The sequence below is a fragment of the Gilliamella sp. wkB108 genome, from assembly GCF_001690195.1.
GTDB classification, from domain to species: domain Bacteria; phylum Pseudomonadota; class Gammaproteobacteria; order Enterobacterales; family Orbaceae; genus Gilliamella; species Gilliamella apicola_L.
In genome coordinates this window covers 20707-35671 of record NZ_LZGM01000030.1, presented here as the reverse complement: position 1 = coordinate 35671, position 14965 = coordinate 20707, and the positions used below count along the sequence as shown (strand labels likewise).

Below are 14965 nucleotides of genomic sequence, written 5' to 3'. Positions count from 1 at the left end.
CCAAAATAATTTTAATCTACATGCTAACGATTATCTAACTCATTTGACGTTTTAAATTCAATAACCAAGTAAAACATGCCAGTTGATAGACGTTAGTGTTTTATATTTCTTAACTTATTTTGCTGGTTTAGCGTTATTCCTTGCATACGAAACGTATCAAATCTTAAAAAATAAATTTATTGCTAAACCAAAATAGACTTTAGTTTCTATGATATCGATTGCTATATCAACCTTTATGAAATTAATAACCTATTGAAGAAAATAATTTTTTAATTTTATTATTAATTTTTTACTTTATCAATAGAAGGGGTAAATAGTATGTAAATTAGAAAGCACTTAGAAAAGTAGAAAGTTGCCAAAAGACTAATAAAGTATAGTTCTATTTGTGTGCTATTATTGATTTATAAGGACGTAAAATGATATCTCTTATTAGGGCGAAAGAAATAGCATGGTTAAAGGAACAGATAAACAAGTGAAAAACAAAATAGTATGTTTTTTATTTATAATTTTTGCTTTAGTATCAAACTGTTTTGAAAGTTATGCGGCATCGCTTGGCGGTAATAAACTACGAGAATGGGAAGATGGTCATTATCGGGAAGATATTCGCATATATTCACTTACCACTGTTGACTATATTAAAGGCGAACCTGAATTTGATTTTATATCATTATCTGATGATCTTTATTTATATAATGACAAAAATCAAGAGAGCATCTTTTTAATTCCAAGCGGTGAAAGAAATAATTATAAAAAGGAACAATATTTACTGACGGGTTCATACCGAGCTAAGTTACTTGAACTAATAGGCATATCTGAAGATGATACGGTATTTATCTATGATTATATAAAAAATGATCTCAAGTCATTTCCTATTAGTTGGCTAAATACCTTTGCTGTCGTAAATACTTATTATCATGGATATGAACCTTATGAATTGGCCGCTTATATGTTTGGTTTTAAGTTGGAAACAAATTTATTTGAAAATTACTCAACAGCTATTGTGTACATTGGTAAAGAAAATCCTTTTGCACAACAACCCTTAACACCATTATTTTGGCATAAAATTAATAAGAAAGAGTTTCCCGTTCTTGAAAGTGACGATGAGATCACCTCACTTATGCCCGTGTGGAACCCTGAAAAATTACTAAAAGGTGATAATTATATGGCTGAGGCGAATGGGCTACGATTTTTTATACAAAACTATCAAAATCCATCCAATAATGAAACATATATAAGACATTTAATTATTTTAGATGCCAACTCAAATATATTGACTAACGTGGTTCATGGCTATGGTGAAGGAGGGATGCTGCTACCGTTGACTACTTCAGCAGACGATGAGGAAATATACCAATGGACAGGAAGAATTTTAAAAAACGAACCTTCAGTAATCTTTGATTTTAGTAGCGAAGCATTTAGTTGTCGACCTCTGTTTCAATTTATTCATCCACAACACCAATTTTTTGTACCGCGATGTGACTGTCGGCACTAAAGTTTTAATTAATTATGGTTAAACACAATTGAGCTATTTTAAGATTGAACATTCTGGAATTTGAAATTAAAAAATAGAAAATAGTAATACATTGTTTTTATTATAACGTTAACTTAGCAACCCTTTATCCAGTTGATTCATTACACTGTCTACGGAAAATATATCTGATTGTAATAATATATCTCAAATATCAAGACAGGTATTAATTGCATGGTTATTTTCGTCATGTAAATACCCCATTCTTAGTACACAATTTATGTAGAAAATTACTCTGAGTTTTTTAGTGTTTTATATTCAATCGGCATCATATGATTTAATACCTCATAAGGTCTTTCGGTATTATTAATGGTTAACCACTCCTCAGTTATTTTCCTTACCTGTTTCAGGTGGTTAAAAAAATATAAATCCAATACTTCTGTTCGATAAGTACGATTAAATCATTTGATATAGCCATTTTAAAATAGAAATTAGCTAGTTTGTAAAAATTATTCAGGAGTCTATACCGTGATAAAAAGTGAAAAGTCTCTTTTATGATATAAATAAAGAGCATTAGTCTAAGTTATTTCAATAAAAACAATCTATTTTACTTACGATATCAATAGTCTATAATTCAACCTTTTAGTGAAGGAGCGATAGGCATGTTCAAGATAGGTGAGTTTTCTAAACTGACACAAGTCTCTATTCGTATGCTTCGCTATTATGATGAAACAGGTTTATTAAAACCAATAGCAATTGATCCGTTTACCCACTATAGAAAATATTCTGCTGAACAAATTACCACATTAAATAAAATCATATTTCTAAGGGATTTAGGATTTAGTATCTCGGATATTGCGCTTGCGCTTAATCAATGGTCGGATGAGTTTATTATCAATCAACTTAATCATAAACAAGCAGAAATTCTCAATACCATTAAACGTGAACAGAATAAATTAGCCAAAATTGAACTAGCAAAACGCGATATTAAACAAGAAAAAATGACGATACATTATAATGTTGCTATTAAAGCTATTCCAAGCTATCCCGTACTTTCTTTACGCCGAGTTGTGTCTGACTATTACGCCGAAGGTTTATTGTGGAAGGAAATGTTAGATTTTACCGGAAAAAATAATCTACCCACGCCAACTAACAGTTTTACTATTTATCATGATATGGATTATAGAGAAAAAGACATTGATATTGAAATTTGTGTATCAGTTGCACAAATGAGAGAAAATACTGATGATTTTACTTACCGTAACACCGAGGCTGTCCCCATTATGGGCTACACCATGGTATATGGTGCTTTTGAAAATATAGCCAACGCATTTATCGCTTTTGCCAATTGGTTAGAAACACATAATCAATACCAAATGGCAGGCAAAAATAGACAAATTGTTCATCGTGGTCCATGGAATGAAAAGACACCCGATCACTACTTAACTGAAATACAAATTCCACTCAAAAAAATCAAATCGAACTAAAACTAAAGACTATTCAATCAAAAATGGCTTTCTCTAAAGAAAATGGTTTTAACGCTTGACTCTCACACTATGTAAGATTCTAAACTGAGTAAAAAGTGAAACAAAATTATCTGAAAGGAGATAGCCAATGCAAAAATTTACAGTAAACACGATTGGTAAAATCAGTATAAACAATGAGGAAATGCTGATTAAACTTGAGCCAGAATATATTCCAGCCTTACAAGCACTAAACGGTTTTAGTCATATCAATGTTATCTGGTGGTTTAATCACTTAGATAATGAAAAAGCACGAAAAATCCTTGAATTACTCAAACCCTATAAAAAATCACCAGAGATAATGGGAACTTTTGCTATAAGGTCGCCTATGCGTCCTAACCCAATAGCGCTAACCGCGGTACAAGTACTCAATATTGATTTCAATGCAGGGATTATTCAAATCAATTATATTGATGCAGAAAATGATTCACCGGTACTTGATATCAAACCTTATACGCCAAGCCTAGATCGCATAGAAAAGCCTAAAGTACCAGAATGGTGTAGCCACTGGCCTAAAAGTTTAGAAGAATCAGCAGATTTTGATTGGCAGAATGAGTTTAATTTTTAATCTCTTTGATAAATTATATATATGATATCAATCTACGTTTTGTTTTTTATTCTAAGTATCATTCAAGGCGTAGATAGCTCACCCAATAAATATTAGTTTTTATTAAACTGTGATTTGCTTGAATATAGCTAATTAATAAAAGTTAACAATGCCAAATCAAAATCTTGAAAAGTATTAGCATGATTACATCCTCTTATTTTACTTAATACCCTTTACTTACAATACATTATATTCTGTGTTATATTTTCCATAATTCCCTCTAACTGTTAATGTTCAATGGATATCAAACTAGCTAAAAATGATAAACGTTATATTGAAGGCGCTGATGATGTATATAGTATCATGCAACGTGTTCTATTACGTGATAATAAAATTGACCAAGAAAAAGAGCATTTCTGGATGATTGGCATGAACGAAGCCGGATATATTCTTTATATTGAGTTAATTGCTCTAGGTACTTATAGATCAGTTGATATTGAACCTATGAATGTATTTCGTGTGGCGGTTATGAAAAATGCTTCCCGCGTTATTGCTGTTCATAATCATCCTACTGGACGACTAGAGCCTTCTGATGCCGATAAAGAAGTAACGGATCGTTTAATTCAAGTAGGACGTATTTTAAATATTACCTTTGTTGATCATCTAATTATTTCACCTGTTAATTATTCTAGTTTTAGAGCAACTGGTTTAATGGACGAGTTAGAAAAAAGCCTTAAATATGTGCCTACTTATCAGGTGGTTGAGCAGATTAGAAAGGAAGAAAAGCGAATTGCTAAAGAGAAGTTAGCGATTGAACGCGATAAGACGAAGACCGCTAAGGAAAAAGTTAGGTTAGAAAAAGATAAAACCAAAACCGCGCAAGAAAAGGCTAGAGAAGCCAGAGAGCAAGCAAAAGCCGAACGTGAAGCAAAACAAATCGAAAAGCAACGCCGAGAAAAGCTAGAGCAAACAATGGTCAACACGCTGCTTGAAAAAGGCGTTGGAATTGAAAGTATCGCGAAGATTATGGAAATTACTCCAAAACAGGTGGAGAAAATTATAAATAAAACTAGATAATCGGAGAACATCAAAAGTGTATTTATCAGAAATTACAGTTAAGAATTTCCGTTTACTAAAAGATGTATCTATAAAGTTAGAAAAAGATATCACTTTAATAGTAGGCAGAAATAATAGTGGAAAAACTTCCCTAACTCACTTATTGGGGTATGTTTTTTCTGATAAAACACCCAAAAAGTTAGCTTTATGTGACTTTTCTCTTCGTTGTATTGATTTATTCAAAAAAATAGCTCTTTGTAAAAAAAAATTATCATCTAACAGAATTATTTCATTATCAAAAAAATTCCCTAAAATTATTATTGATATAGTAATTGATTATTCTGAAAATCATGATAACTATCCAGTTTCTTTGTTACCTTTTATCTTAGATATAGAAACAGAGGAAACAATAGCTAAAATCAGAGCAGTCTATCAAATTTCAGACTCAGACAAATTATTAGAATTCATAGAGATATTACAAACAGTTGCCAATCAACATATAATAAAAAATGAAGATAATAATATATTTTTTAACTTAGTATCTGAACTACTTCCTAAGTATTATTCTTGGAGTGTTGTCGCAATTAACCCAAATGATAAATCTGACGTAAGAGTTTTAGATTATACCATACTATCAAATTTAATGCGTGGTTATTTCATTTCCGCACAACGTTCTTTAGGTGATTATCAAACAAATGAAAAAGATTCTATTGGTAATGTAATTAAATCGTTAATAATTAATAGACCTGAAACAGAAAAATCAAAAAGTGCACTTACAAATTCACTTAATCAAAGTCAAATAGAGTTAACAGATATCTCCCAAAAAGAAGTAGATAAAATGATTCCTAAGATTGCTTCTTTTGGTTCTGATCATGTGGAAAATATTACAGTTGATGTAAACCTTAATATTGATAATTTTGTTCCACACTTAAGCATGTCTTATCTACAAGGTGATGATGGAATGCGATTTCCAGAGCATTACAATGGTCTAGGAAGGCGAAATTTATTGTTAATTAGTATTAAAATGGTTGAATACATACAAAACCATGTATTCAATGAAAAGTTAACAGAAATTAATCTTATTTTTATAGAAGAACCAGAAGCTTATTTTCACCCTCAAATGCAGGAAACATTTATAAAAATGTTATTGAAATATAAAGTTGCTCTGGAAAAAGCCTATTTGGATGGTAATAAATGGCCTGTTCAATTCATAATTACAACACATTCATCACATATAGCGAATAAGGAAAACTTTCAAAAAATTCGTTATTTTAAAGCTATCAATGATAATAATGTAAATAGAAAGTCAATAATTAAAGACTTAAGTATATTTTCTGATTCACCAGAAAATATTAAGTTTTTAAGGCAATACTTAACATTAACTGTCTGTGATCTGTTTTTCGCTGATAAACTTATCCTAATTGAAGGAAACACAGAAAGAATATTATTTCCTAAGTTAGTTACTTTATTTGAGCAGAAAACAGCCCTTTCTTCACTTTCTAGTCAATATATTGCAGTCTTAGAAGTTGGAGGGGCATATGCACATATTTTCTATAATTTAATTGACTTTCTACACATACCAACATTAATTATTACTGATCTTGATTCCATCGATGGAGCAGATAAAACTTGCCGTGTAAGTCAGGGAACAACTATTTCTAATCCTTGTATAAAAAACTGGTTCAGCTTCAATACTGAAGAAGTAAAGGAAGATGATTATTTACCTAGTCAACTCATTACACGTTCAGAAGACGAAAAAATAAGGGGACACCTAAGAATTGCCTATCAAATTGCAGAAAAAGATACTTTTCCATGTGGGCGTAGCTTTGAAGCAGCTCTGATGCTTGCTAATTTAGATTTATTTGGTCTTACAAAAACAGAACTTACTGAATTAGAAGAAGAAATCTGGAATCGAACAAAAAATATGAGTAGTAAAAAAAAGATAGCACTGGCTTTTGAATATGCTTTTGAAAAGGATACTTGGAATATACCTAAATACATTTTAGAAGGCTTAATCTGGTTAGAAAAGCAAGGAGCTCATAATGACTAATGCTGAGATTGCTGCTCTAAAAGCTCAAGAGGAAGTCTGTAATAAAATAACCCAACAACATTCTTTTGTATTAGAAGCAGGCGCAGGTGCGGGAAAAACATATGCCTTAATAGAAACTTTAAAATTTCTTATCCAACAGAATGAAAAGGAATATAAAAGAGCAGGGAAAAAGATAGCATGTATAACTTATACTAATAGAGCGAAAGACAATATTGAAAATAAAATCAAACACTGTTCAATAGTGTTAGTTAATACAATTCATAGTTTTTTCTGGTCTGTAATCCAAGCATTCCAAAAAGAACTCAGAAATTATGTTATCAATTCTGATGATTGGAAAAAACGTTGGGAATTGAAATATGCAGCTATTAATGATGAAATATTCCCTTCATCTTGGAGCATTGACGGCATAAAAAATTACTCTATTCAATATACTATTATGGCGAATAGAATAATAGATCCAAAAAATAAAGTTATTATCTTACATCATGATGATATTATCGCATTCTCCATTCTCTTTTTGAAAAAGGAGAAATTTAGAATAATGTTAAAATCAGCTTACCCTTTCATTTTGATCGATGAATATCAAGATACAAATAAAGAATTAGTAGAAGTATTATTATCTGAAATACAAAATAATAGCATATTGCCGACCATTGGTTTTTATGGGGATTCATGGCAAAAAATCTATGATGATGGCATAGGTGAAATAGAATCACCATATGTAGAAAAAATTCCTAAACAATCTAACTTTCGCTCTAATAAAACAATTATTAGGGCTTTAAATAAAATCAGACCAGATTTGGCGCAGTTTGGTGAGAATGACGGTATTGGAGTAATCAATATTTTTCATACTAATGGTTTTCAAGGTAGAAGGCGTACGGGTGAACGTGGAGGACACTGGACTAATGACCTACCAGAACAAGAGGCAACAGATGCCTTAGAAAAGGTAAAAGAAAAATTAAATTGGAATTTTGATGATGCAAATAACACAAAAATTTTATTGCTAACGAATAATATTATTTCTAAATATGGCAGTTATCAATCATTACTTAAATGTTTTAAATACCCTGATGATTTATTAAAAAAAGACAATAAATTTATAAAGTTTTTTTCTACTGTATTAGAACCAATCTGTTTAGCCTACCAAAACAAAAAATACGGTGAAATGTTTGCAGTTCAAGGGAATTCATTCATTCCAGCAATGAAAAATAGTAACGATAAATCAAAGCTAAATAACTATTTACAACAATTACTAGAATCAAGAAAAAAAAATATTTTTGATGTTGTAGATACAATTGTGAATCAACCCATACCATTTCCAAAATTACCAGATGAACTAGAACAAGTGCATCTTTTTATAAAATCATTTCCAGAGATAGATGATGATGGGTTGTCAACAAGCCAGAAAGCCTATAAAAATATGTCTGCAATTAGTTATCAAGAGGTGATTAATGCTCTTAATTATATAGATAATTTGACACCTTTTAGTACACAACATGGGGTTAAAGGAGAGGAATATGATAATGTTTTAATTGTCTTAGGCAGAGGTTGGAACAAATATAACTGGGATTCATTTCTTACTTGGTCAAACAATAATGACTTAATAAAAAATAAAGATCTATATGAGAAGAATAGAAATTTATTTTATGTTTCTTGTTCTAGGGCAAAAACTAATTTAGTGCTTTTATTTACTCAACAATTATCTTTTACCTCTTTAAAACAATTAGAAATATTTTTTGGAAAAAATAATATCTATGATTTATATGAGTAACTTTATTTAAGCTATTATATAAATTCCTTATAAAGTTAATACGTTAACATTAGCTATTAACTATATTTATACTTCATTAATATTTTTATTTTTTCAACTCATTATGGCATTTGCTATCTATACGTGATTTTTCAAGTAACATCATTTTATGTGATTGCATAATTTTACATAAATAAATTGTTGTTTGTCCTGTAACAGTGAGCCATTTTTTCAGTGCGTTGAATCATTTCTGTACGTACGTATTCAGGCTCTAAGCAAATACATTTATGTCCTAAGCTCAATAAAATTCCATAACCATAATCATCATCAATAAAGTCAAAATTGACAATGTATTGTTGATCATTCAATTGGTTAATATCTTTTTCGTCACAATAATCTAAAATACGTTCTAAAAGGGACTCGTCTATTAATAATTTTATTTTAAAAATTCTTTTTTTAATATCCTGTTTGAATGAAGAAAATGCTTCAGGTATTGTCTGTCTAATGAATTTAGTGTTAGTTTGTCTAATATTAGACATTTTTGATAATTTAAAGATACGAAAGTCATTTCTATTTAAACAAAAAGCGTGTAAATACCATTCTTTTTCCTTAAATATGAGTTGGTATGGCTCTATTAAACGGGAGGTTTGTTTATTTTTAACTGCCAGATAGTCACAAGATAAAACTTGTTGCTCTTTTAGCGCTAGCTTGATAATCGCTATTTTTTTATTAATATTTTGTTTAGAAAACCAAGATGATAAATCAATAGAAAGTTGATTTAAATTATTTACTATTTCATCAAGCTCTTGTTCTGATAAAAAGCTTTTAATTTTTTCAAGTGTTATTGAATTTTCATTTTCTTTTAAAACGGGTGAATCTAACAAATTTAGACCTTTCAATAAAATGATTATATCTTCTTTAGTGAATAACCCTTTGCTAATTTTATAATTTTTTAAAATACTGATCCCTCCAGTATTTCCTGTGTAGGTAATAATGGGTATACCAGCACTCTCAATAACTTGTATATCTCGATAAATTGTTCGCAATGATACATTTAGTTTTTCAGCTAGTTCTTTACCGCTTACTTTTTCTCTTTGCAGCAGTATCATGATGATAGTAATGATTCGATTGATTTTCATACTTTACATTTGCAAAATAAATTACATTGAATTTTAAATATGACATACAGTTGTCAGTAATGCTTCATCATAATATAGACAATAAACGTTGTGTATATTATTTATCAAATGAAGGAGACAAAAATGTTTAAACCAAATAGCGCCATTATTTATGTTAAGGATACCAATGTTAGTGCAAATTTTTATACAAAAATACTGGGGCGACCTCCCATTGAAACTTACCCCGGCTTTGCTGTGTTTTTATTAAATGACAATTTTGTTTTGGGCATACAAGAGGCTGCTGAAATCACACCCAAAGCACCTAATCATTATGGTGGGTTTGAGTTGTCATTTAGTGATGTAACCAAAAATGATGTTGATGAAATTTATGCCGCATGGAAAAAATTAGACGTGAAAATTGAACTTGAACCTCAAATACTTGAATTTGGGTATACGTTTGTAGGTAATGATCCTGACGGTCATCGTCTTCGCGTTTGTGCCACCGATACATCAAAATTTGCATAAAAAATTATTTTGGAAAAAGAGGGGATTCATAAATACCTTCAGGTATTACTATTCATAAATAGGACACTTTACCACTCAAGATCCATTTGGATTATTGGGTGGAGTTAATTTATATCAGTTTGTTTTAAATACAATTGGTTAGCTAGAGAACCTTTAAGGTTTCTATGTTGAGAAAAGTGATCAAACTAGTAGTTCAAATCTTATTAGACTGGTTTAGGTGATAATAGGGGGGGATGATATAGAGCGAATTAGTGCAACAACAGATGACCAATATTATATTGTTCATACCCGATAAGATATTCCAAAATTATTAGCTGAAAATAAGTGTAATTAAAGAAGCAACTTAAAATAATAAGCTAATAATTATGGTGGAATAGACAATGCTTCAAGAGTAAATGACACATACTGTCAGCAATACTAATAAATCTTACAAATAATTTATTGAAAGATAATGTGTTAATCAGCATAAATCCAATTTATCAGCTGTTATAACTTAGCTAATTTGTTGGTTGCAGTTTTACTTTAATATCTGCAGCTTTAGCATAATAAGGCGATGATGTTACGATAAGAGGAACACCAGTAGCTGCGTACATTTCAATATTTTCTAGATTAACTCCTCCTGCTGCTGAAATGAGGCAACGCCCATTTGCTAACTCAATTACTTTTACAATATCTTCCGGAGAAAATTTATCAAGTTGGATGATATCTGGATTAGCTAAAATGGCTGCTTTGGCTTCATCCATCGAATCAACTTCGACAATAATTTTCTTTTCAGGAGCAGCGCCTTTTAATTGTTGAATATTCGCATTCCAATTATCAGGATTTTTAAGAAAACGTCGATGATTAGCAAACATCAAAATGGTTTCTGCTGTACCACCTCGGTGTATAATTCCACCACCATGAACGACACTGGCTGTTGCTAGGGCTTTGGTACCAGGAATTGACTTTCTCGTGCAGGCAATATGTAAATGAGGATTATGAGATCTTCCTTTTTGTATTAGCGTATGCATGTAAGTCGCAACACCACAACTCCATTCCAAAACATTTTGTACGGCTTTCCACCCTAAATGAAGTGCCTCTGCATTTCCTTCTGCCTGAAGAATAGGCATTCCGGGTTTAGCATCTGAGCCATCTTCACACAAGATATTAGCGCTTAGACCAAGCTTTTGTAGCATCTTAAGCCCCACGAAAGCACCACTTACTCGACAATGTGAACGGCAAGAAAACTGCATTATCCCTGTTCGCTTTTCTATTCCTAAGGCTCGTGTAGTGATATCTCCTCCAGAAATATCATCTAAAAGCCATTGATCTAGTTGTTGGTCAGCATAATGAAACATATTGTACTCCTAAATAATGAATTGGAATTACGATTTAATCTATTCTACTTGATTAATTATCCTACGTGTATCGAAATGAGATGATCTGCCAAAAGATCGATTTCTTCAAATTTGTGAGAAACCAGTAATATAGAAAATACCTGTTGATTGATTCTAATGCTTAATTCATTGCATAAAGTTTCTTGAGTTTATTTCTCATTCCTTCCATTCTTTGAGAAAATATTATGAACTAAATAAGCCAGAAGGAAAAGAAGCTAAATGGTATATAGCTTGCCAAATAGCAAAAGATAGATACCTAACTAATGCTGATTTATCAGATTATTGAGCAAATCAGGAACGAATAAGAAAAATTAACTTTTTTATATACACCAACGACTTCGCCTTCGCCGGCGAATCCCTAAATCCGTTAAACGACTCATACTCATATCCTCTTGATAAAAGATAAAAACCCAAAAACAAAAAAAGAAAACATCAAAAGGTCGACCTACCACAAAACTAAGTAGAATAAGACTAAATTAGATAATGAGTACCGAAGTACTTAACTTGAAAAACGATATACTTATACGTCGTGTATTTGAATACATTTCAATGGCTTTACTTAAAAAGATGAAAAACACAACGCTTTGATTATCTGGAAAATTCAGACATTACTGGATGTCTGTGAATTAATAATTGGAGCGGGAAACGAGGTTCGAACTCGCGACCTCAACCTTGGCAAGGTTGCGCTCTACCAACTGAGCTATTCCCGCATTTGAAGTATTACTTTAAGTGGTGCCCGGGGCGAGACTTGAACTCGCACGGCCAAAAAGGCCGAGGGATTTTAAATCCCTTGTGTCTACCGATTTCACCACCCGGGCTCAAAACAGATATTCGTTAGAACAACATCGCTTTGAATGCAGTGCATTTTACCGATCTTATTTATTCAGTCAATAAAAAAATTTAAATAATTGTTTGACTGCTTAATGTTTGACTTGTTTTTTATTCTAAAATAGCCATTTTTTATTATAAACAAACGAAATGTGTTATTTTTAATTTGTTACTTTCATCTAACTAAATCGCATTAGTTAGCTTTTTATAAACATATAGTTAAAAATTAATCGTTATCTAGTATATCACTGTGAGCAATCCATAAATATTGACACATAGATAATAAGGTGAGAAATGTTGCAATAAAGAGAGCAACAAGACCCGCATTAATAACAAGTTCACAAGGTCGCCATAGTAGCCATGTTAATGCTGTCATTTGCGCAATAGTTTTGATTTTGCCAATCGATGAAACTTTTACATTGTTTCGTTTACCAATTTCTGCCATCCATTCACGTAAGGCTGAAATAATGATTTCTCGAGAGACAATAATGATAGCCGGAATTGAAATCCACCAAGATTGGTAATATTGTGTAATCAAAACTAAAGCGATAGTCACCATGATTTTATCAGCAACAGGATCTAAAAATGCACCAAATTTGGTTGTTTGACCTAAACGACGAGCAAGATAACCATCTAGTACATCAGTTACAGCAGCTATTAAGAATAGCAATGCAGAAAAAAAGCCTGACCATTCATAAGGGAATAGGTAAAATGCCAGCACAAAAAAAGGAATTAAAATGACTCGGAATAGTGTTAAGACAGTTGGAAAATTGATTTTCATGTGACATAAGCTCTTTTTGTTTTATTAATCAAAGGATTAGCGAGAATTAAAAAAACAGTGTTTTCTTAATGCTTATGTTGCCTGAAATATGTTAATTTTTCAATGTGTTATTGTTGTAAATTTAAATAAATTTTTTCAGCTAATGACTTTGAAATACCTTGAACTTGGGCAATTTCATCTATGCTGGCATTTTTTAGCTCTCTTAAGCCTCCAAAATGTTTCAGCAATGCTTGTCGTTTTTTCGCTCCAATACCTTCAATATGTTCTAAAGCACTATCCGTAAGTTGTTTTATACCTTTTTTACGTTGTCCTACGATAGCATGATCATGTGAAGCATTTCGGATCTGTTGAATCAATAATAGCGCAGGGGAGTGATCATCAAGATAATATCCGTTTCCATGCGCTTCAAAGAAAAGTGTTTCTAAGCCTTCTTTACGTTCGGCTCCTTTAGCAACTCCAATTAAAATAGGGTGAGATTTATCCCAGTTTACATCTAATTGTTCAAAAACCTGTAATGCCTGATTTAGTTGCCCTTTACCACCATCAATAAAGATAATATCGGGTATTTTTTCATCTGGTAGATCTTTTTTACTATAGCGGCGTGTCAATACTTGATCCATTGCCGCATAATCATCACCCGGAGTGATCCCGGTGATGTTGTAACGGCGAAACTCAGATTTAACTGGGCCGTGTTCATCAAATACGACACAAGATGCAATGGTATTTTTTCCCATAAAATGGCTGATATCAAAACACTCCATACGATTGATTTTGTCAATACCTAAAAAGTTTTTAAGTGCATCATAACGTTGTTTTATTGTGGAGTTTTCTAATAATTTATTTTTGACTTCAGTTTGTGCATTCATGGTTGCAATGTTTAATAACTTTAGGTTATCACCTTTAGGTTCATCTACTAATTTAACTTGATGTTCAGCTATAAGTGACAGTGTCTCTTCCATTGGTTGTCTGTCAGAGAGAGAAAAGTTAAGTAAAATCTTTTTGGGAATATTACGATTTTGATTCCCTTGTAAATAAAACTGTCCTAAAAACGTTTCAATTACCTCTTCAAGTTCAGTATTTGATGGAACTTTAGGAAAGTAAGAACGATGTCCGAAGGTTTGCCCATTGCGAATAAATAACACATAGATACACGCTAAACCAGATTCATAATGGAACCCTATTGCATCCAGATTGTCATTGTTGTTGTAGATCGCTTGTTTTTCATTAATGTGTTTAATCGCTTGTAATTGATCGCGAAGTATTGCCGCTTTCTCAAAATTTAGATCATTACTCGCTTTTTGCATATCTTCTGTTATTTTTTGTAAGATTTCATCCGATTGTCCGGATAAAAATAATCTCGCATAATTAACTTGTTCTTGATAATCTTCATCACTAACTAATCCCGGTACACAAGGTCCCAAACAACGTTTAATTTGATATTGTAAGCATGGGCGAGTTCGGTTTCGATAAGTTGTATTTAAGCATTGTCTTATCGGAATGGTTTTTTGTAGTAGGGCTAAAATTTGTTTAACCGCATAACCACTTGGGTAAGGACCAAAAAACTCATCTTTTTTACGGTTTACCGCTCCTCGATAGAGTGATAATTGTGGATGTTGTTCTTTACTGAGTTTAATAAACGGATAACTTTTATCATCCTTCAATAATACATTATAACGAGGTTGATATTTTTTAATATAGGTTTGTTCAAGTAGCAGTGCTTCGGTTTCGGTATTAGTGATAGTAAATTCAATTCGATGAATATGACTAACAAGTCTTTCCGTTTTTAATGTTTTTTTACTACTATTGAAATAACTTTTTAAACGGTTATTGAGATCTTTAGCTTTTCCCACATAAATAATCGTCTCTTTATCATTAAACATCTGATAAATTCCCGGTTTATGTGGGACTGTTTTTAAAAAAGATGTTGAATCAAATAGGCTCAT

11 protein-coding genes, 2 tRNA genes and 1 pseudogene are annotated in these 14965 nt (G+C 31.5%); 7 read left to right on the top strand and 7 right to left on the bottom strand.

The annotated features are described in order from the left end of the window. Positions 1-448 precede the first annotated feature (448 nt). On the top strand, positions 449-1492 hold the full coding sequence (locus A9G11_RS03945; protein WP_065618223.1) for a hypothetical protein: 1044 nt from the start codon (positions 449-451) through the stop codon (positions 1490-1492). Between the two features lie 266 nt (positions 1493-1758). Here the strand turns inward: A9G11_RS03945 and A9G11_RS13965 are convergent. After that, a pseudogene (locus A9G11_RS13965) lies at positions 1759-1929 on the bottom strand (integrase core domain-containing protein); the annotation flags it as partial. Positions 1930-2130: 201 nt separating this feature from the next. On the opposite strand from A9G11_RS13965, the gene A9G11_RS03940 reads away from it, so the two are divergent. The 5 genes from A9G11_RS03940 to A9G11_RS03920 all read left to right on the top strand — a co-directional run bounded on the left by A9G11_RS03940 (position 2131) and on the right by A9G11_RS03920 (position 8415). Then, positions 2131-2955, top strand: a complete 825-nt coding sequence (locus A9G11_RS03940) for a MerR family transcriptional regulator (protein ID WP_065618222.1) — start codon at positions 2131-2133, stop codon at positions 2953-2955. A gap of 127 nt (positions 2956-3082) precedes the next feature. After that, complete coding sequence (locus tag A9G11_RS03935; RefSeq protein WP_065618221.1) at positions 3083-3559, top strand: SAM-dependent methyltransferase; 477 nt, start codon at positions 3083-3085, stop codon at positions 3557-3559. Positions 3560-3835: 276 nt separating this feature from the next. Then, positions 3836-4615, top strand: a complete 780-nt coding sequence (locus A9G11_RS03930; protein ID WP_065618220.1) for a JAB domain-containing protein — start codon at positions 3836-3838, stop codon at positions 4613-4615. Between the two features lie 16 nt (positions 4616-4631). Continuing rightward, complete coding sequence (locus tag A9G11_RS03925; protein WP_065618219.1) at positions 4632-6644, top strand: ATP-dependent nuclease; 2013 nt, start codon at positions 4632-4634, stop codon at positions 6642-6644. Continuing rightward, positions 6637-8415 (top strand): UvrD-helicase domain-containing protein, encoded by a 1779-nt coding sequence (locus tag A9G11_RS03920; RefSeq protein WP_065618218.1) that lies wholly within the window; start codon positions 6637-6639, stop codon positions 8413-8415. The genes A9G11_RS03925 and A9G11_RS03920 overlap by 8 nt, the downstream gene beginning before the upstream one ends. A gap of 164 nt (positions 8416-8579) precedes the next feature. Here the strand turns inward: A9G11_RS03920 and A9G11_RS03915 are convergent, their stop codons facing one another. Continuing rightward, positions 8580-9533 carry a helix-turn-helix transcriptional regulator gene (locus tag A9G11_RS03915; protein WP_065618217.1) on the bottom strand — a complete coding sequence of 318 codons (954 nt, stop codon included), beginning with the start codon at positions 9531-9533 and terminating at the stop codon, positions 8580-8582. Between the two features lie 123 nt (positions 9534-9656). Here A9G11_RS03915 and A9G11_RS03910 point away from each other — a divergent pair, with 123 nt between their 5' ends. After that, positions 9657-10037 (top strand): VOC family protein, encoded by a 381-nt coding sequence (locus A9G11_RS03910; RefSeq protein WP_065618216.1) that lies wholly within the window; start codon positions 9657-9659, stop codon positions 10035-10037. A 497-nt stretch (positions 10038-10534) separates the two neighbouring features. Here the strand turns inward: A9G11_RS03910 and modD are convergent, their stop codons facing one another. The 5 genes from modD to uvrC all read right to left on the bottom strand — a co-directional run bounded on the left by modD (position 10535) and on the right by uvrC (position 14965). Beyond that, the gene (gene modD, locus A9G11_RS03905) at positions 10535-11374 is read right to left on the bottom strand and encodes a ModD protein (protein WP_065618215.1); all 840 of its coding nucleotides are present in this window, start codon (positions 11372-11374) and stop codon (positions 10535-10537) included. Between the two features lie 673 nt (positions 11375-12047). Further along, positions 12048-12123: transfer RNA gene (locus tag A9G11_RS03900), tRNA-Gly, on the bottom strand. Positions 12124-12143: 20 nt separating this feature from the next. Continuing rightward, positions 12144-12231 (bottom strand) — tRNA-Leu (locus tag A9G11_RS03895). A 236-nt stretch (positions 12232-12467) separates the two neighbouring features. Further along, positions 12468-13022, bottom strand: coding sequence for a CDP-diacylglycerol--glycerol-3-phosphate 3-phosphatidyltransferase (pgsA, locus tag A9G11_RS03890; RefSeq protein ID WP_065618214.1), 555 nt, complete (start codon positions 13020-13022; stop codon positions 12468-12470). Positions 13023-13129: 107 nt separating this feature from the next. After that, positions 13130-14965, bottom strand: a complete 1836-nt coding sequence (gene uvrC, locus A9G11_RS03885; RefSeq protein WP_065618228.1) for an excinuclease ABC subunit UvrC — start codon at positions 14963-14965, stop codon at positions 13130-13132.